Here is an 18,885-nt window from a genome sequence, read left to right on the forward strand (position 1 = left end):
ATGCGCGTACTAGAGACGTGACCCCGCATCGGGACTCAGCAAGCCGGGGGGCTACTTGGGTGCCATCCGGATAGCCCCGTCGAGGCGGATCGTCTCGCCGTTGAGCATCGCGTTGTCCACGATGTGGGCCACCAGGTTCGCGTACTCGGCGGGTCGCCCCAAGCGGGACGGGTGCGGCACCTGCTGACCGAGGGAAGCCTGCGCGTCCGCGGGCAGACCGGCCATCATCGGCGTCTCGAAGATGCCGGGCGCAATCGTGACCACGCGGATGAGCGAGCGCGCGAGCTCCCGCGCGATCGGCAGCGTCATGGCGTGCACGGCCCCCTTGGAGGCGGCGTACGCAGGCTGGCCGATCTGGCCGTCGAACGCGGCGACGGACGCGGTGTTCACGATCACGCCCCGCTCCGGGCCCCCCAGCTCCGTCTCCACGGGCTCGGTGAGCACCATGGCCTCGGCCGCGAGCCGGATCACGTTGAACGTGCCCACGAGATTCACGCGGATCACGCGCTCGAACTGCTCGAGCGGCAGCGCGCCGTCGCGCCCGAGGACCTTGCCCGGCGTCCCGATCCCCGCGCAGTTCACCACGACGCGGAGGGGAGCAAGCTCGCCCGCGCGCACGACGGCGGCCCGCACCTGCTCCTCATCGGTCACGTCCGCGGGGGCGAACGACGCGCGGTCCCCGAGCTCGGCCGCGAGCGCTTCGCCTGCGCTGCCGGGCAGGTCCACGAGCACGACGGCCGCCCCGTCCGCGTGCAGTCGCCGCGCCGTGGCTGCCCCGAGCCCGGAGGCCCCTCCCGTGATGAGCGCGCTTGCTCCCTGAAGCTCCATTGCCCCTCCATCGACCGAGTTAATTCGCGCTAACCGAAAGCCATCCTAGCGACCACGGTAAAGCGGCGATGCAGAAGAGGGTCATTAGGCTGGCCAGCATGCAGCCATCGACCTGGGCCGAGCGCGCCCAAGCCGCAGCAGACAGCGTCAACGAGGGCTTCGGCCATCGACTCGCAGGCTTCGTCCCGGGCACCTGGATCGGCTCCATCGCCCGGCCAGCCCGCAGGGTAGGCTGGCCGTGGGACCCGTGGCACTACTGGTGGCAGGCGCACTATCTGGACTGCCTCGTGGACGCGTCGTGGCGACAGCTCGGCACGGGACCCCACAACGCGATGCCAGAGACCCCTCAACGGACCGCCAGAGACCCCTCAAGCGAGGAACCACGGGAGCTGCGCCTCGCGTGGGACCTCCTGCGGGGCATCCGGGACCGCAACTTCCTCCAATACCGCAACGCGTTCTACGACGACATGGCATGGCTCGCCCTCGCGGCCGGCCGCGCGGACCAGCTCACCGAGCGCATCCGGCACCGCGGCCTCCGCAATGCCCGCACGGCCATGCGGGTGCTGGGTGGGCAGCTCGCCTCGGCGGACACGGCCGACGGCGGCGGCGGGCTGTACTGGAACACGAAGCGCATCTTCAAGAACACGCCCGCCACCTCCCCCGCGGCCCTGTTCTTCGCGCGCACGGGCGAGCGGAAGCGCGCCCAGGCGCTCGTCGACTGGCTCGGGGCCACCCTCTTCGACCCCGGCCAGGGCCTCTACCTCGACGGCATCAACCTCAACCGCGACGGCACCACCGAGCTCATGACGGACGTCTGGACCTACAACCAGGGCCCGGTCCTCGGCGCGCTGGTGGCCCTCGGTGGTCCGGCGAACCTCGCGCGCGCCGAAGCGCTCATCGCGGCCATCGACACGCACCTCACCGTTGGCTGGGAGACGCACGACGGCGCGCGGGGCCGCACGCTGCGGGGCGACGGTGCCGGTGACGGCGGGCTCTTCATGGGGATCCTCGCCCGCTACCTCACCGTGGCGGCGGTCACCCCGAGCCTCTCGACGGCGGCGCGGGGCACGGCGAAGCGACTCGTCCTCGACACGGCGGAGGCCCTGTGGTCGGGTGCTGAGGAGCGTCCTGCCCCCAAGGACAGGCGGCGCGGCGAGACCTACTGGACCTTCCCCCAGACACCGGGCCACGCGGCGTCGGACGAGTATCCGCCCGGAAGCCGGGTTGAGCTGTCGACGCAGCTGCAGGCGTGGATGGTCCTCGAGTTCGCGCACCAGCTCACCGACGCCTGACCCATCACCGACCGAAACCGGCCCTCATCGACGCGCCTCGGCCATTAGCACAGCCAAAGGTTGCGTAATTGATATGATTTGAATCACATTATGGAGGGAATTGGCCGTTTCTTAGGTGTGGCTAACCTACAGTCAATCGTGACGTCACCAGACGACGCACGCCGGCAGCGTCGTCGCCCATCATCCTGTGACCCATGAAAGGGACGCTCCATGAAGCTCCGCACCCGGGCCCTCGCCGCCCTCGCGATGGCCAGCGCCGCCGCCCTCAGCCTCTCCGCCTGCGGCACCTCGACGCCGGGCACTGCCTCCGGCTCCGCGAGTGGCACCATCACGGTGTACAACGCCCAGCATGAGTCGCTCACGAAGGAGTGGATCGACGCCTTCACCAAGGAGACCGGCATCAAGGTCAACTACCGGCAGGGCGATGACACGGAGATGTCCAACCAGATCGTCCAGGAGGGCGCCAACTCGCCCGCGGACGTGTTCCTCACCGAGAACTCCCCCGCGATGACGCAGGTCGAGAACGCGGGGCTGTTCACGGACATCGACCCGGCCACGGTCGCCCAGGTCCCCGCCGAGTACCGTCCGTCGACGAACAAGTGGGTCGGCATCGCCGCCCGCTCCACGGTCTTCGCCTACAACAAGGACAAGGTCTCCCAGGACCAGCTCCCCAAGTCCCTCATGGACCTGGCGAACCCCGAGTGGAAGGGCCGCTGGGCCGCCTCGCCGTCCGGCGCGGACTTCCAGGCCATCGTCTCAGCGATGCTCCAGCTCAAGGGCGAGTCCGCCACTTCGGCTTGGCTCAAGGCCATGAAGGACAACTCGAAGGCCTACCAGGGCAACTCGACCGCCATGAAGGCAGTGAACGCAGGCGAGATCGACGGCGCCGTGATCTACCACTACTACTGGTTCGGCGACCAGGCCAAGACCGGCGAGAACTCCAAGAGCGTCGGGCTGGAGTACTTCAAGAACCAGGACCCGGGCGCGTTCGTCTCGGTCTCCGGGGGCGGCGTGCTGAAGTCCTCGAAGAATCAGGCCGCGGCGCAGGAGTTCCTCAAGTTCGTCACGGGCAAGACGGGCCAGGCGGTGCTGCAGAACGGCACGTCCTTCGAATACGCCGTCGGATCCGGCGTTCCGTCCAACGGGAAGCTTGTCCCGCTGACCGACCTCAATGCGCCTAAGATCGATCCCGCAACCCTCAACTCGAAGAAGGTCAACGAGCTCATGACGGCAGCAGGCCTGATCTAGACCTTGGAATCCGCCCCAGACACCGCTTCCCCCGCAGCCGGGTTCCCGGCCCAGGGCGGGACGGCCGCGCCGGCGGGCGGGAGCACGCGCCTCCGCCCGCCGCGTCCGCGCCCGCCGGCCGGAGTTGTCCTGCTCGCGTGCCTCGTCGCCGCCGCCTCGCTGATCCCGCTCGGATTCGTCGCCTACATGACGGTCACAACCGGGTGGGACACCGCGGCGGCGCTGCTCTTCCGGCCACGCACGCTCGAGCTGCTCGGGAACACGCTCCTGCTCACGCTCATCACGGTGCCCCTGTGCATCGTGCTTGGCGTGGGGGGCGCGTGGCTCGTCGAGCGCACGTCGCTGCAGGGGAACAAGGTCTGGGCGGTGCTGCTCGCGGCACCGCTCGCGATCCCGGCGTTCGTCAACTCCTACGCATGGGTGTCCGCGGTCCCGAGCCTCCATGGGGTCTTCTCCGGAGTGCTCATCGCCACGCTCTCGTACTACCCGCTCGTGTACATCCCGGTGGCAGCCACCCTGTCACGTCTCGATCCCGCGATCGAGCAGTCCGCGGCGTCGCTCGGTCTAGGTACGTGGCGCGTGTTCTTCCGGGTCGTGCTGCCGCAGCTGCGCATCGCCGTCGCGGGCGGGGCGCTGCTCGTCGCGCTGCACCTGCTCTCGGAGTACGGCGCCTTCGCGATGATCCGCTTCGACACCTTCACGACGGCGATCATGCAGCAGTACCGCTCGACCTTCAACGGCTCCGCGGGCAACATGCTCGCCTCGGTCCTGGTCACGGTGTGCCTCGTGTTCCTCGTGGTGGAGGCGTCGCTGCGGGGAAACGCCCGGTATGCGCGCATCGGCTCGGGCGCCCAGTCCCTCCCGACCCGGCTCGCGCTCGGCCCGTGGCAGGCCCCAGCCCAGCTCGTGCTCGCAGCCCTCGCGGTGCTGGCTGTGGGCGTTCCGGTGTGGATGACCGTCTCGTGGGCCGTTCGGGGCGGCCCAGACGTCTGGCGGACGGGCGAGCTGGCCGGCGCCCTCGGCTCGAGCCTGTGGTTCGGGCTCCTCGGCGCCATCGTGACCACGATCGTCGCGTTCCCCCTCGCGTTCCTGGCGGTGCGATACCCAGGCTGGCTCTCGCGGGCGCTCGAGCTCTCCAACTACGTCACGAGCTCGATGCCGGGGATCGTCCTCGCCCTCGCGTTCGTCACGGTCTCGCTCCGGGCAATCCCCGCCGTCTACCAGACCACGGGGCTCCTCGTGGCCGCCTATGTGCTGCTGTTCCTCCCTCGCGCGCTCGTGAACCTGCGGGCCGGGCTCGCGCAGGCACCGAAGGAGCTCGAGGAGGCCGCGCGGGCCCTCGGGAAGTCGCCGTTCATGGCGTTCGTGCGCGTCACGCTGCGGCTCGCTGCCCCAGCGGCAGCGGGCGGGGCAGCGCTGACGTTCCTCGCCGTCGTCAACGAGCTCACCGCCACCCTCCTGCTCTCCCCCCTGGGCACCAAGACGCTCGCCACCGAATTCTGGTCCCTCTCGAGCGAGATCGACTACGTGAGCGCAGCACCCTACGCGCTCCTGATGATCGCTCTCTCCGCACCCATGACGTACCTGTTGTTCCAGCAGTCCAAGAAAGCAGCCGGACAGTGACCGAACAGACCCCCACTCCCCTCGGCGAGGCCCGCCTCCCGGAGCCGCGCATCGCTCCGCAGATCGCGCTGACCGCGGACCATCACCTTGACATCGAGGGTGTGACGAAGAACTTCGGCCACCAGCAGGTGCTCAAGGGCATCAACCTCTCGGTGGGGCGCGGCGCGACAACCGCGATCGTGGGTCCGAGCGGGTCCGGCAAGACGACCCTCCTGCGGCTCATCGCTGGGTTCGAGCGCCCGGACACCGGGCGGATCCTCATGGACGGGCGCGAGGTCGCCGGGGAAACGTGGGTGCCCGCCCACAAGCGGAACATCGGCTACGTGGCACAGGACGGCGCGCTGTTCCCGCACCTTTCCGTGGGGCAGAACGTAGCGTTCGGGCTGGACCGGGACAGGTTCCGCGGGCGGAAGGCCGTCACCGAACGAGTCGTGGATCTCCTGGACATGGTGGCCCTCGACGGCTCCTACCTCAAGCGCCGCCCGCACGAGCTCTCGGGCGGGCAGCAGCAGCGAATCGCCCTCGCCCGCGCGATGGCGTGCGAACCGGACGTCATGCTCCTCGACGAGCCGTTCTCCGCACTCGACGCCGGCCTCCGCGTCGCCACGCGGCGAGCGATCGGCAAGGTCCTGCATGATGCCCAGGTCACGACCATCCTCGTGACGCACGACCAGGCTGAGGCGCTCTCATTCGCCGATCAGGTCGCCGTCATGCGCGGCGGGAAGCTCGCCCAGATCGGCAACCCGTTCGTTGTGTACACACGGCCGGCAGACCGCGCCACCGCGGAGTTCCTCGGCGACGCCGTGATCCTCGACGCGTGGCTCGAGGGGTCCCTCGCGATGTGCTCGCTCGGCGCGGTCCCCGTGCGCCGGCCGCCCGCGCAGGGACGCGTGCAGATCATGCTGCGCCCCGAGCAGATCCGCATCGCCGAGGAATCGCGCATCCACGGCACCGTGCTCGACTGGGACTACTTCGGCCCCGAGTCCTCCGTGCGGATCAAGCTCCCCGAGCGCCCCGCTGACCCCCGAGTCCCCGGTGGGGGCGAGGTCATCACGATCCGCCACTGGAACGCCGCGATGGCTCGGGCTGGGATGGACCTCGCGCTCAAGGTCATCGGCGAGGGTGTCGCCTTCCCCGCCGACTGACCCCCTCGCGTCTCGTCGCTCGACGCCGGCCCAGGCCCCCGCATCCGCAGCGGACCCCCGCATCGGCACCCGCCCCCCGCATCCGCAGCGGACCCCCGCATCGGCACCCGCCCCTCCCAACCCCCATCTCCGCCCACACCCGGGGCGAGCAGACGCCGTCGCGCCCGAGCTAGGCTGAGGCCATGGCCGACGACGTCACCCCCGCCACGCGCTGGGTCGCGAGCTCCGCTCTGACCCGCTACAGGCTCGCGCCGAACCCAGGACCGATGAGCCTCGACGGGACCAACTCGTACGTCATCGCGAGGCCGGGCTCGACATCGGTCGTCGTGGTGGACCCGGGGCCGCTCGACGACAAGCACCTCGCCGAGCTCGCAGCGACGGGGCGCGTCGAACTCGTCATCCTCACGCACCACCACGTGGACCACACAGAGGCCGCCGAGGAATTCCACCGCATGACAGGCGCACCCGTCCGCGCGCGGGACGCAGCCCTGTGCCTGGGCGCAGACCCGCTGGACGACGGAGAGCGCATCGACGCCGCGGGCGTGCGGATCGAAGTCCTCGCCACCCCCGGGCACACCGCGGACTCGGTCTCCCTGCACCTGCCCGATGACGGCGAGCACGGCTCAGTCCTGACGGGTGACACGATCCTCGGCCGCGGGACCACGGTGCTCGCCTTCCCCGACGGCCGGCTCGGCGACTACCTCGATTCGCTGCGCCGGCTCGAGGCCCTGGGCCCGGCGACGGTCCTGCCAGCGCATGGCCCGGTACTGCCGGACCTCAGCGCCATCGCCCGAGCGTACGCGGCGCACCGCGGGGAGCGGCTGGACCAGGTGCGTGCGGCGCTCGAGCGGCTCGGCCCGGACGCGGCTGTCGCCGACGTGACCGATGCCGTGTACACGGACATCGATCCGAGCGTGCGCCGTGCCGCCGAAACCTCTGTCGCGGCGCAGCTCGACTACCTGCGCGGCTGGGCGTAGCCCGCGTCGCCTGCCGCCGGGCACAATTCACGCAGGAAACTGGCGCGTCGCGTCCCGCCGGGCACAATTCACGCAGGAAACCGGACCCTACAGGCACGAACAGGCCACGAGTTGTGTCTGGCGGGACCGCCCGCGGGGCACGACGACGGAACACGACAGCGCGTCAGAACAGGCTGAACTCTGTGAACTCGCCGGTCGCGGGCGCGATCGTCGCTTCGACGCTGTCAACCCGACCGGGCGTCCCGCCTGAACGCAGCCAGGCAAGCATCGATTCAACATCCGCACGCGATCCCTCGGCAATGACCTCGACAGTGCCGTCGGGCATGTTCCCGGCAGAGCCCACGAGGGCACGCTTCTCGGCCTCCGCAAGCGTCCAGTAGCGGAAGCCGACCCCCTGCACCATTCCTGTGACTCTCGCCCGCAGCCGTGCCGCGGGGGCATCGGGCAAGGCGCCACTTCCGGACGCGTCGGCGTCAGACGGAGGGGCGGCCCCACGCGGCCCGGCGTCTCCGTGCGTCCGGTGGCGGCGGAAGATCGGCATGCCTCAAGTGTCCGCCGAGGCCCTGGGGTGCGCCACGTCCGCGGCTGCCGTGTCCGAGCCGAGCCGCGAATGCGAGTCGATCCACACGGCCCCAGCCAGCACGATCGCGCTGAGAGCCCCGGACGCGACGATGTCCGTCAGCCAATGCCGGCCGAGGTACAGGTCGCTCGCGGCAACCGCCATGACGAGCACTCCCGCGACGAGCACGCCCACCACGAGCCCCCGCGGGCTCTCGCGCCGCGAGTAGGCGAGGTAGAGCGCCACGAACAGCAGCGTGAGCACTACCGAGGTATGGACCGAGGGGAACGCCGGACCGCCCGTCCCGCCCACGGCGTCGAACCACGCCGGCGGCCGTTCACGCTCCACCCAGTAACGGACAGCGGTGACGAGAGCCAGGTCAACGAGCGGGGCACCGAGCAGGAGCGCCGGGCGCCTCAGCTCCCGTCCCACCACCGCCCACACGGCCGCAACGATCCCGGCCAAGGCGAGCGTGGCCACGGGCCCCGACCCCGCGTGCAGGGCCTGTGCCCACGCGGTGGCCGTGGGACCCCGGTGTGCAGCGAGCCCCTTCAGGACCGGCCAGTCGAGGTCTGCCAGTCCCCAGTCGCCTGCCACGGACTCGAGGAGCCACCCGAACACGACAACGCCCACCGTGGCCAGCACGGCGGCAGCCGCACGGCGTGTGGACGCGGTGACGTGGAGCATCCTCTAAGTTTCGCGCAGGCACGTTGGAGCGTCCCGTGAGAATCCTCTGCACTCGCTGGGAACCGCCTCCCAGATCCCCTCCCACGGCCGCCCGGCCAAGCACGCAGACAGGAAATCCCGGCCTATCGGATCCGGGCACCCGGCGGTACCGTGGCGGCATGGACGAGCCCCTCAAGCCTTCCCAGCCCCTCCAGCCCTCCCTCCACCGCCAGCACGTGGCCGTGGCCGCGCCGTCGCAACTCTGGCTCGGCAGCGACGGGCGCCTCGCGCCGGACCCTGTAGGGCTCACGGGTGTCTTCCACGCAGACACCCGCCTCCTCGACCGTGCGCTCGTGACAGTGGACGGTGCCGAGCCCGAATCCGTGGGCGTATCCGTGCGGGGCGGTCGGATCACGGTGGACGGACTCGCGCGCAACATCGCGGGCGAGACGCTCGACCCAGCCGTCCGGGTGGTCCAGACCTGGGATACAGAACCCGGCACCGTGCGGCACCGGATCGAGCTCACCACTTCCCTCCCCCGCGTTGACTGCACGTTGGCCGTGCATCTGAGCGCGGACTTCGCCACGATGGACGCCGTGCGGGTGGGCCGCCGTACTGACCGTGTGGAGCCCGAGCACCATCCCGTCGATGGCGCGCACGACGCCGCGCGGCTCGTCTGGGCGGCGGACGGAAGGTCCGTCGTGGTCACCGCCGCGACGCCCCGAGCGCGTATCGTGACCGCGATCGAGCGGGATGAGGACGACACGGACGGGTTCCCGTCCGGCCACCCCTCCCTCGTCTGGTCCGCGACGCTGGGCCGCGGGGAGCCGTTCCGTGCGGAGTGGACGGCCGCGCTCGAGGACGCGGGCGCGATCGTGCGTGCGGCCCAAGACCACGATGCGGCGGGTCAGGCGAACGACGAGGCACCGCGGGGAGCCGTCGGCGGCCTGCTCGCCACCTCGCTCACCCAACTTGCGGGACTCCGGCTCGTCTCGGACCGCGCGCCCGACGCGCCCTTCCTCGCAGCGGGTGCACCGTGGTATTTCACGCTGTTCGGGCGCGACTCCCTGTGGGCTGCTCGGCTCATGCTGCCGCGGGACTCAGCGCTCGCTGCCGGGACGCTGCGGGCGCTGGCGGCGTACCAGGGGAAGCAGGGCGACGTGGACTCCGCTGAAGAGCCGGGGAAGATCCCGCACGAGATCAGGGCCCGCGAGCTCGTGGTCAGCCATGGGCCGGGCGGGGACCAGCTGCGGCTCCCGCCCGTGTACTACGGCACCGTCGATGCGACGGCCCTGTGGCTGTGCCTCCTCGGCGAGCTCTGGCGCACAGGCCGGGCGCCGGACGCGGTGCGGGCCCTCCTGCCGGCCTCGCAGCGCGCAGCGGACTGGCTCCTCGGCGCGGCCACGGGTCCGCGCGGCTTCCTCGCGTACCGCGACGAGTCCGGCCATGGGCTCAGCAATCAGGGCTGGAAGGACTCGGCGGACGCGATGCAGTTCCTCGACGGGAGGCGGGCCGACGGGCCAATCGCGCTCGCGGAAGTCCAGGGGTACGCCTACCAGGCCGCGCTCGAGGCTGCAGACCTGTTCGACGAGCTGCGCCAGCCCGGCGGCGGACAGGGCCTTCGGGAGCAGTCCTCTGCCCTGCGGCAGTTCGCGGCCGACCTGCGGGAGCGCTTCCGCGAGGCGTTCTGGGTGGACGACGCCGAGGGGAAGTTCCCGGCGATGGCGCTCGACGGCGGCGGCACTCCCCTCGATTCGCCCGGCTCCAATATGGGCCATCTCCTGGGCACCGGGCTGCTCGACGCCGATGAGGCCAGGATCGTCGTCGACCGGCTGGTGGGGCCCAAACTCTTCAGCGGCTTCGGGATCCGCACCCTCACCACGGCCGCCGCGGGCTACTGGCCCCTGAGCTACCACTGCGGGTCGGTGTGGTCGCACGACACGGCCATCGCGGTACGGGGCATGCTTGCGGACGGGTTCCGGAGCGAGGCGTCCCATGTGGCGCGGGCCCTCGTTCGGGCAGCGGAGTCCTTCGGCGGATCGCTGCCGGAGCTGTTCTCGGGGGTCGGGTCCGACGAGTCCGATCGGGCCCTCGCGTACCCGGCGGCGTGCCGGCCGCAGGCGTGGAGCGCGGCGTCGGCCGTCGTCGTGGCCCAGGCGCTCGTCTCCTGACCCTCAACCCGGGGGGCGGGTGTCCGGTCAGGGCCTCCGCTTCTGCGGGTAGATGGTCTCGTGCCGGGCGAGCATGTCGACGTACTCGGCGATCTTGCGCGCCCGCGTCTCGGGCTTCTTGACCGACGTGGTCCGGTAGATGAGGGCAAAGCGATTCGTCGACGTGAGGACATCGAACATCGCCTGCGCCTCCGGCACGGCCGCGATCGCGGCGGCCAGGTCCGCGGGCGTCTCCGCGGCGGCGGCGCCGGCGTACGCGAGCTCCCACCGCCCGTCGGACTTGGCTGCGTCGACGGCGGCGCGCCCGGCCGGCGTCATGCGCCCCTCCGCTTCGAGGCGCCCTACGCGGTCCACATTGGACTGGGACCACCTGCTCGTCCGCGAGCGTGGCGTGAAGCGGATCGCGGAGCTCTCGGCGTCTCGGGCGCGCAGCTGCCCGTCGATCCAGCCGAAGCACAGCGCCTCGAGCACGGCCGGCTCGTACTGCAGCCCGGTCACCGTGCCGCCCTTCTTGTGCAGCACGAGCCATACACCGCGACTGTCGGCGTGGTTCTCGGCGAGCCAGCTGCGCCATTCCGCGGCGTCGGCGACGAGGAGTTCGGGGAGCTCGGGAGCCATGCACCCAAGCCTTCCCCGCGCAGCCCCGCACGCGCAACCATGGAGCCACACCGAAAGGAGAGCCATGCTCCGCGTTCTTCCCACCCGCTACACATCGGCCCTGCCGGACCTGCGCCGGCTCCTGCTGGACCTCGGGCTCGTGCCCGCGGAGGAGGGAGAGGGGTGGGCCGTCCTCGACTCGCGCAGTGGGCGCGTGCGCCTCCGGTCGGCCGAGAAGGGCTCGGCCCGGGATGGGACCACGGTGTTCGGTGTCGAGATCCGCGACCCGGCGGAGTTCGCGCGCCGCACCGCGCAGGACGGCGGCCAGGCAGCCCTCGAGGAGACCCCGGCTGGCGCTCGGGTCAGGATCACTGGGCCGGACGGCTTCGAGTTCCTCGCAGAGCCAACGGCGCACGCCGGCCGGTACACCGATGCCGACCCGGACCTGACGGTTCGGCTCGAATGGCACACCCCGGACCTCGAGCGCGCGGCGGCCGCGCTCGCCGCGATCGGCGGCCGACCGCGGCCCCACAGCATGCTGGGACCCGGCGAGTCGCGGGAGTTCACCGCCAAGAACGGAGGGGTGCTCGCCGCAGTCCGCGACGCCGCGACCTCGGTGAGCCTCGCCTTCGAGTACGCCGGCCCAGCGAAGGAGCTCCAGCCCCGCCTCGCCCTGGCCGGATGGCGCATGGACACGGAGGCTGGGCGTACCCGAGATGCCGAATCCGCAGCGAGATCCGTACCCGAGACGGAGACGGGGCGGGAGGAGCAGGAGGCGAGCCTCTCCCCCGGGCGATCCGGCGGCGTCGTGCGCGTCACAGTACCGCTGCCGGACGGGAGCGCCGTCACGATCCTGACCACGGGCGGCCCAGAGCGGGCCCGGATGCGGTAGAACAGTAAGCATGGCAGTTCGAACCCCCGACCCGTATCCCGGCTGGCTCTCCCCGGAGGACCTCTACGAGGCGCGGAACCGGCTGCCCATGCTCTACGTCGAAGCGCTGCCCGTGCGCCTCGATCCGCTCGGCTACGTCAACGAGGTCGGGCTCCTGCTGCAGGCCGATACTGAGGGCAACATGATGCGCAGCCTCGTCTCGGGTCGCGTCCTGTACAAGGAGACGATCCGCGCTGCCCTCCTGCGCCACATCGAGAAGGACCTCGGCCCGCTCGCGCTCCCGCAGCTGCCGGTCAGCCCGGTACCGTTCACCGTCGTCGAGTACTTCCCGTCGCCGTCGCAGACGGGCTTCACGGACGAGCGTCAGCACGCCGTCTCCCTCGCCTACGTGATCCCCGTGGCCGGCGAGTGCCAGCCACGCCAGGACGCGCTCGAGCTCACCTGGATGTCGCCCGCGGAGGTCCTCGGGGGGCCCGTCCAGATGGAGTTCGTGGGGGGCCGCGGTGAGCTCGTGCGGCAGGCGCTCGCGTTCGCCGGCATCGCCGGTTAGTGGCCCCGTCCGAGTCCGGTACCGCGCGCCTGACCCCGACCGTTACCAATTGTTTATAAGGTAGTCGGGACCGAAGCCACCACGGAGGACCCCAGATGCACGACAGCTCGGGGCCGCACGAGCGGCCCGGAACCCATGAGTTCCACGAGATCGACGCCCACGAGCTCAGGGCGGGACAGCGCCTTCTCCTGCCCGACGGCGAGGACAGCGCCGAGATCGTCGAGGTGGACACCGTGCTGGACGACTTCGAACAACCGGCCCTGTACTTCGCCGTCCTCGACAACGACATGAACCTGCGGGTCGCGCACGGGACGCGCGTCAAGGTCAGTCGCGGCAAAGCTGCCCGCCCGGCGGACCTGCTCTTCTCCGGGCCGCCCGCTTCCGCTCGTGGAGACGCGGACGACGGCGCGTCCGCCGGTACCGCTGCTGCCTCGCCGGGCACCGGCTCGGGCCCGGGACCCGGCGCGGCCCCCGCACCCGGCGTCCCGACCCAGCCGAATGCGGACCCGGCCCCCAAGGATCCTGTCGCCGTTCCCCGGGCCCCGCGCCGCGGCCCGTCCGAGATCACCCTGGACACGGGCGACGTCGTGATTGTCCCCGGCACCGCCCCAGCCGGGCTCAGCGGGCCCAGCCCGGACCTCCTCACCCGTATCCCGGCACAGGACGGCGAGCCCGAAGACCTCATCCGCGACATCGACCAGGCCCATCCGGGCAGACAAGCGGTCAACGAGCTCGCCGGGCGGCTCGCGAGGGGCATCAACGTCAAGTCGGGCGCGTGCCTCAAGAACCTCCGCGACCTCGCCTTCGAGCTGTACGTGGGCCAGGACGACGCCGACCGGGCGCTCAAGGTCGCCGATCTGCTGGCCGTCCTGCCGTACGACGGGAACCCAGCGCGTTGGGCGTCGATCGAGTCGGCCCTCGGGCTCGCGTCGCATCTGGCCCGCGCCACCGGCGACGACGGACGGGCCGAGGCCTACGGCGGGCTCCTGCGAGCGCCGGACACCGCCGAGACGGATCCCTTCCGCGCCAAGATGGCGGAGCGGGTGCGTGAGCGGGCCCTCAATGAGCCCAATCTGTACGACAGCGAAGTGGACCGGGCCGTCGCGTCCAAGGACCACGCAGAGGAGCGCGCGTGGCGCATCCTCCGGCTCTCGAGCCTCCTCCACCTACGTGCGCATGGCGGCTCGAGGGCGTTCGCCCAGGACGAGCTCGACCGCCGCATCGAGGTGGAGCTCGGCGCCATCCGCGCGTGACCCCCACGTGGCGCCGACGACGCCGGGGGGCGGACCGGCTCGGCCCGCCCCCGGCGTCGTGCTTCTAGGCGACGGGCCCCGTCGGTCCGGCCGTGGCCTCGATCTGGCGGACCTTGGGGTCCGTCTCGTCGGCGCCGAAATCGGACGGGCGGGTCGCGTCGACGCCCTGCGGCACCTTGAGCGCCCGGAAGACGAGCGTCAGGACCAATGCGACGATGAGGTTCAGCGCGAACGCCGTCACGGCGATGTAGACGCTGAAGCTCGTCCCCGGAATGGCCGCGACGGAACCGCCGAAGTGGGCGCCGGTGGCCGGATTGACCACGTTGTACGCAGAGAGCGTTCCGAACGCGATGCCCACGGCCCACCCGATGAGGAGCGCCCAGCGGTCGAACCACCGCGTGTACAGGCCCGCGACCACCGCAGGGAACGTCTGGAGGATCCAGATGCCGCCCAGGAGCTGCATGTTGATCGCTGCGGACTGGTCCATCGCAATGACGAAGACGAGCGCCCCGACCTTGACCACGAGCGAGACGATCTTGGAGATGTTCGCCTCAGTCTTGGGATCGGCGTCGGGTTTGAAGAAATCACGATAGATGTTGCGGGTGAACAGATTCGCGGCGGCGATCGACATGATGGCTGCCGGCACGAGCGCGCCGATCGCAATGGCCGCCAGCGCGATCCCTGCGAACCACGAGGGGAAATGGTCCAGGAACAGCTGAGGCACCACGAGCTGCGGGTTGGTCTTGCCGTCGAGGTCGATCGGCTTGGTCCCGGCCTTGATGGCCACGAAGCCGAGGAGCGCGAGGAACCCGAGCATGAGCGAGTACAGCGGCAGGATCGCGGCGTTGCGGCGGATCGTGTTGCGGGCCTTCGACGCGAGCACGCCCGTGACCGAGTGCGGGTACATGAACAGCGCCATCGCAGAGCCCAGTGCGAGGGTCCAGTAGGCCGAGTAATTGCCCTCGGACGGGATGAAGACGCCAGCCGGCTTGCCCGTGGCCTGGCTGACCGTGCCGAGCTTGGTCTGCGCGGCGCCGAAGATCGAGTCCCAGCCACCGAACTTGATCGGCAGGTAGATCACGGCCACGATCACCGCGAGGTAGATCAGCAGGTCCTTGACCACCGCGATCATCGCCGGAGCCCGCAGGCCAGACGTGTACGTGTACGCGGCGAGGACCACGAACGCGATGATGAGCGGCAGGTCAGTGAGGAAGGCGTTGTCGGGGCTGCCGAGGCCGAGCACCGTCAGGACGGCCTTGATGCCCACGAGCTGGAGGGCGATGTACGGCATGGTCGCCACAATGCCCGTCACGGCGACGGCGAGGGAGAGCCAGCGGCTCCCGTAGCGCCCGCCCACGAAGTCCGCGCTCGTCACGTACCCGTGCCGGTGGGAGACCGACCAGAGCCTGCTCATGATGATGAAGATGATCGGGTACAGGACGATCGTGTACGGCACGGCGAAGAAGCCGCTCACGGATCCCGTGGCCCACATCGCAGCGGGAACGGCCACGAACGTGTACGCCGTGTAGAGGTCGCCGCCGAGCAGGAACCACGTGATCCACGTCCCGAAGCCGCGGCCGCCGAGGCCCCACTCGTCGAGGCTGTGAAGGCCAGTCTCTTCCTTGGACCGGCGCCAGCGCGCGGCCATGAAGCCCATGACGGCCACGATCAGGAACAGCAGGATCACGACGATGAGCGCGACCCAGTCGATCGGACGGCTGCTCATCGCGCGTCACCTGCCGTCCCGTCGGCTCCGCCGGACGACGTCGGCCTGCCGCCGCCCGCTCCCGGCGAGCCAGGTCGGGCTGCTGAGCGCCGTCGTCGGTCCTCAGCGGTCACGAGCCAGTAGGCGACCCCGCTCAGCGCCGCGGATATCGGCACCCAGAGCAGCTGGTACCAGTAGAAGAACGGCAGGCCGCCCAAGCGCGGCTTGTCGAACGAATACAGCTGCGGCATGAGCGGGAGCACGATGGCGGCCGCCAGCAGGATGGCCGCGATGACGTACGGCGCGGGCCGGGCGGGCCCGCGGGTGGGTGTGTCCCGTGTGGGCGCGTTGAGATCGGACAAGGAATCCTCCTGATCGTCCCGTCCGGCCTCTGGACCATGAGTGGGCCAGCGACTGGGCGGAGGTCCAAATGTCCCCCGTGGAATTTGTACCTCAGGACAGCCCCGTCCGGAAGGGGTCGCTAGCTCAGAGCCGCAAGGCTCTGCTCGAGCTGCTTGAAGAGGACCGCCGGCCCGTTGGGATTGGGGAGCTGGGTATTGATGAGGATGGAGATGGTCATGCCCGTGGCCGGGTTGTACATGGTCAGCGACTCGTAGCCGAGGCCTGTGCCCGTGTGCCCCCACCAGCCGTCGATCGTGCCGGCGGCGAGGCCGTAGCCGCTGTAGTCGGGGCTGCCGGGGTCCTCGGTCTCGGGGTCCGAGACGGCCGTGAACCGGGCCTGCTGAAGCGCGGGCGTCACGAGGGCACCCGAGCCGAGCGCACGCCCCCAGGAGAGCAGGTCCCCGATGGTCCCGAAGTACCCGCCCGAGGCACCGTACAGGGACGGGCTCACCTGCGCGAGGCTCTCGAGTCCGGCGTCGCTGAACTCGTACGGGGTCGCAACGGGCGCAGCGGGCTGCGCCGAGCCGGAGTAGGCAACCGAGGTCAGCCCGAGCGGGCCGAGGATCCGTGACTGGACGGCCTGGTCCCAGGGCTGTCCGGTGATGGACTGGATGATCGCACCCAGAAGCACGTAGTTCGTGTTGCTGTACGCGTACTGGGTGCCCGGGGCGAAGTCGAGGGGCTCGTCGAAGGCATAGCCGAGGAGCTCGTCGTCGGTGAACGCGCGAGTGTAGTCGGCGTCGAGCTGGTCCGAGAACTCCTGGGTGCCCGAGAACTCCGTGAGGCCCGTGCGCATCTCGAGCGCCTCGCGGACGGTGATCTGGCCGCCCGCCGCGGCGCCGTCGTACTGGACCTGTGCGACGGACGGGACGAATGTCGACACCGGGTCATCGAGGCCAAGCTTCCCCTCGCCGACCAGCTGAAGCACCACCGTTCCGACGAAGCTCTTCGTGATGCTGCGGAATGCCGAACGCGTGTCCGTGGACCATGGCGTATCCGCCGCGGACTGGCCGGTGGTGGCAAGATAGCGTGCCTGGGCGGTTGCGCCGGTGCCGGTCGAGACCGCTACCGCGATCCCCGCGGCTCCCTGGTCCTCGGCGTACGCATCGACGGCGTCCGCGATGGCCGCGGGCATCGTCTGCCACGCGGGCTGGGCGGATCCGGCGGCCGACGGCGCGGCCCCGGCCGGCGCCGTCGGGCTCGACGGGGCGGGGCTCGCCGACTTCGGCTTCGTCGACCTCGACGCCGGAGCCTTCGCCGTGGGTGGCGTCGTGGGCAGATCCCGGCCGCCTGACGCTGCTGCGGGCGCGGGATGGCTCGCTTCCGCCTGATTCTCCTCCGCGCCGATGCCGACGAAGGCGGCAGTCCCTGCGGCGAGCACCACGAGCGCGGCGATGGCCGTGACGACGAGCCGGCGGCGGCGGGGGTGCGGCCTGCGCCCGCGCCGGGGGTCGCGCAGACCGCCGGTGCGGCGTGACGCACCCGTCCCGTGACCCATGGTTCCTCCTGCACCGGCATTGTTCTGCTGTGGGAATCCACCCTAGGGCAGATCTCTGTGCCGGACCTTTAGGGCCGCACAGCATGCCCACAGAGAGGTCTTCCCACGTCACCTACTCGCTGGTAGCTTTGGCCTCGTGGTGGGGGCCGGCACCGTACAGAGGAGTACATGTTGCAGCACCGTCACCGCGGGCTCCGCGCCCGCCTTCTCGTCGCCCTCGCCTCCGGAAGCCTCGCAGCGGGCGGTCTGGCCCTGGCCGCCCCCGCCGCAAGCGCGGACGGTCCCGGCTCCGGTAGCCCGTGGGTCGTCACCGTGGGCGATTCGTACATCTCCGGCGAGGCGGGCCGCTGGGCCGGCAACTCGGACGTCAGCGAGTCCTACACCGATGCTCTCGGCTCCACGGCGTACTACGACAACGCCGCGAACACAGCCGAGACGATCCCACGGTGCCATCGCAGCCACTCTGCCGAGGTCTACCTGGGCGGAGGAGTGAGCGGACTGGACCTTGCCTGCTCCGGCGCGAAGACCGCGACGTTCACCGATTCCAACGGCTACTTCAAACCCGGCTTGGACTTCTACAGCTCGGCGGGGAACCAGGGCCAGGCACTCATGCTGCAGAGCTTCGCCACGACGCACAACGTCACGATGGTCTCGTTCTCGATCGGCGGCAACGACTTCAACTTCGGCGGGATCGTCCAGGAGTGCGTGAGCGACTTCCTCACGTCCCCGAGCTGGTGGCCCACGTACTGCAAGGACGGCAGCACCGTGGCCAACGCCATGAGCTCCACGACCGTTAACAGCAACACCGCGAAGATGGCCGCCGCGATGCAGAACATCCGCACGGCCATGCGCAACGCAGGGTATGCAGACGGCGCGTGGACGCTCATGGTCCAGAACTACCCGTCCCCGCTCCCCACCAGCACGGGCTTCCGCTACAGCCAGAGCGGGTACACGCGCCAGAACACGGGCGGCTGCGGGTTCTGGAACGCCGACGCCGACTACGCCAACGGAACGATCCTGCCCACCATCAACAACGCTGTTGGCAACGCCATCACCCAGAGCGGGCTCGCCAACGTCAAGACCATGGATCTCGCCTCGACGTTCACCGGCCGCCGCCTGTGCGAGAACACCGTGGGCCTGCTCGAGGAGAAGGGCTACACCTCCTGGACCCAGACGGGCGCGGTGGACAGCACCGAGTGGGTCAACCAGATCCGCACCGTCAGCACGGCGACCTCCGACTACTACATCCAGGAGTCGCTGCACCCGAACTACTGGGGGCAGCTCGCGCTCCGCTCGTGCCTGCGCCAGGCATACAACTCAGGGGCCCCTAAGGGCGGCGCCTGCACGCGCTCCGCGAACGGGCTGGTCAACGGCGAACCGGTCATGTCCCTGAAGTAGCCCGACGCACGACGGCGTGTGCCCGCCCGGGCGGGCACACGGCGGCGTGCGGGGGTTTGGGCCGTGGCCGCACGCCCCCCT

At 70.5% G+C, this 18,885-nt stretch carries 17 protein-coding genes; 10 read left to right on the plus strand and 7 right to left on the minus strand.

Annotated elements, in window-relative coordinates:
* Positions 1 to 51: 51 nt before the first annotated feature.
* Positions 52 to 828 (minus strand): 3-hydroxyacyl-CoA dehydrogenase, encoded by a 777-nt coding sequence (locus tag RBS60_RS06930; protein ID WP_307956811.1) that lies wholly within the window; start codon positions 826 to 828, stop codon positions 52 to 54.
* Between the two features lie 98 nt (positions 829 to 926).
* Here RBS60_RS06930 and RBS60_RS06935 point away from each other — a divergent pair, with 98 nt between their 5' ends.
* From RBS60_RS06935 to RBS60_RS06955, 5 genes are all read left to right on the plus strand, one after another.
* On the plus strand, positions 927 to 2,120 hold the full coding sequence (locus RBS60_RS06935; protein WP_307956812.1) for a glycoside hydrolase family 76 protein: 1,194 nt from the start codon (positions 927 to 929) through the stop codon (positions 2,118 to 2,120).
* A 210-nt stretch (positions 2,121 to 2,330) separates the two neighbouring features.
* Complete coding sequence (locus RBS60_RS06940) at positions 2,331 to 3,368, plus strand: iron ABC transporter substrate-binding protein (RefSeq protein ID WP_307956813.1); 1,038 nt, start codon at positions 2,331 to 2,333, stop codon at positions 3,366 to 3,368.
* A 3-nt stretch (positions 3,369 to 3,371) separates the two neighbouring features.
* Positions 3,372 to 4,991: an iron ABC transporter permease gene (locus RBS60_RS06945; RefSeq protein ID WP_307956814.1), complete on the plus strand. Its 1,620-nt coding sequence runs from the start codon at positions 3,372 to 3,374 to the stop codon at positions 4,989 to 4,991.
* The gene (locus RBS60_RS06950) at positions 4,988 to 6,136 is read left to right on the plus strand and encodes an ABC transporter ATP-binding protein (protein WP_307956815.1); all 1,149 of its coding nucleotides are present in this window, start codon (positions 4,988 to 4,990) and stop codon (positions 6,134 to 6,136) included. The genes RBS60_RS06945 and RBS60_RS06950 overlap by 4 nt, the downstream gene beginning before the upstream one ends.
* A gap of 182 nt (positions 6,137 to 6,318) precedes the next feature.
* Positions 6,319 to 7,113 carry an MBL fold metallo-hydrolase gene (locus RBS60_RS06955; RefSeq protein ID WP_307956816.1) on the plus strand — a complete coding sequence of 265 codons (795 nt, stop codon included), beginning with the start codon at positions 6,319 to 6,321 and terminating at the stop codon, positions 7,111 to 7,113.
* A 163-nt stretch (positions 7,114 to 7,276) separates the two neighbouring features.
* Here RBS60_RS06955 and RBS60_RS06960 read toward each other — a convergent pair whose 3' ends face one another.
* Entirely contained in the window at positions 7,277 to 7,561 is a 285-nt protein-coding gene (locus tag RBS60_RS06960) for an acylphosphatase (protein WP_307957088.1), read from the minus strand.
* 96 nt (positions 7,562 to 7,657) lie between these two features.
* A complete protein-coding gene (locus RBS60_RS06965) occupies positions 7,658 to 8,359 on the minus strand; it encodes a phosphatase PAP2 family protein (RefSeq protein WP_307956817.1) in 702 nt (233 codons plus the stop codon).
* 158 nt (positions 8,360 to 8,517) lie between these two features.
* Between RBS60_RS06965 and RBS60_RS06970 the strand changes: the two genes are divergently transcribed.
* The gene (locus RBS60_RS06970; protein ID WP_307956818.1) at positions 8,518 to 10,509 is read left to right on the plus strand and encodes a glycogen debranching N-terminal domain-containing protein; all 1,992 of its coding nucleotides are present in this window, start codon (positions 8,518 to 8,520) and stop codon (positions 10,507 to 10,509) included.
* A gap of 27 nt (positions 10,510 to 10,536) precedes the next feature.
* Here the strand turns inward: RBS60_RS06970 and RBS60_RS06975 are convergent, their stop codons facing one another.
* Positions 10,537 to 11,127 carry a YdeI/OmpD-associated family protein gene (locus tag RBS60_RS06975; RefSeq protein ID WP_307956819.1) on the minus strand — a complete coding sequence of 197 codons (591 nt, stop codon included), beginning with the start codon at positions 11,125 to 11,127 and terminating at the stop codon, positions 10,537 to 10,539.
* A 64-nt stretch (positions 11,128 to 11,191) separates the two neighbouring features.
* On the opposite strand from RBS60_RS06975, the gene RBS60_RS06980 reads away from it, so the two are divergent.
* The 3 genes from RBS60_RS06980 (at position 11,192) to RBS60_RS06990 (ending at position 13,801) form a co-directional block, all read left to right on the plus strand.
* Positions 11,192 to 11,998: a VOC family protein gene (locus RBS60_RS06980; RefSeq protein ID WP_307956820.1), complete on the plus strand. Its 807-nt coding sequence runs from the start codon at positions 11,192 to 11,194 to the stop codon at positions 11,996 to 11,998.
* Between the two features lie 10 nt (positions 11,999 to 12,008).
* Positions 12,009 to 12,548 (plus strand): NUDIX hydrolase family protein, encoded by a 540-nt coding sequence (locus tag RBS60_RS06985; protein WP_307956821.1) that lies wholly within the window; start codon positions 12,009 to 12,011, stop codon positions 12,546 to 12,548.
* Between the two features lie 95 nt (positions 12,549 to 12,643).
* A complete protein-coding gene (locus RBS60_RS06990; protein ID WP_307956822.1) occupies positions 12,644 to 13,801 on the plus strand; it encodes a DUF6707 family protein in 1,158 nt (385 codons plus the stop codon).
* Positions 13,802 to 13,865: 64 nt separating this feature from the next.
* Here the strand turns inward: RBS60_RS06990 and mctP are convergent, their stop codons facing one another.
* From mctP to RBS60_RS07005, 3 genes are all read right to left on the minus strand, one after another.
* Complete coding sequence (gene mctP / locus RBS60_RS06995; RefSeq protein ID WP_307956823.1) at positions 13,866 to 15,527, minus strand: monocarboxylate uptake permease MctP; 1,662 nt, start codon at positions 15,525 to 15,527, stop codon at positions 13,866 to 13,868.
* On the minus strand, positions 15,524 to 15,868 hold the full coding sequence (locus tag RBS60_RS07000) for a DUF3311 domain-containing protein (protein ID WP_307956824.1): 345 nt from the start codon (positions 15,866 to 15,868) through the stop codon (positions 15,524 to 15,526). Before RBS60_RS07000 ends, mctP begins: the two co-directional genes overlap by 4 nt.
* A gap of 119 nt (positions 15,869 to 15,987) precedes the next feature.
* Positions 15,988 to 17,406: a serine hydrolase domain-containing protein gene (locus RBS60_RS07005; protein WP_307956825.1), complete on the minus strand. Its 1,419-nt coding sequence runs from the start codon at positions 17,404 to 17,406 to the stop codon at positions 15,988 to 15,990.
* A 168-nt stretch (positions 17,407 to 17,574) separates the two neighbouring features.
* On the opposite strand from RBS60_RS07005, the gene RBS60_RS07010 reads away from it, so the two are divergent.
* Positions 17,575 to 18,804, plus strand: coding sequence for a hypothetical protein (locus RBS60_RS07010; protein WP_307956826.1), 1,230 nt, complete (start codon positions 17,575 to 17,577; stop codon positions 18,802 to 18,804).
* Positions 18,805 to 18,885: the final 81 nt, after the last annotated feature.

This window comes from Sinomonas sp. ASV486 (assembly GCF_030908215.1).
Classification (GTDB): domain Bacteria; phylum Actinomycetota; class Actinomycetes; order Actinomycetales; family Micrococcaceae; genus Sinomonas; species Sinomonas puerhi.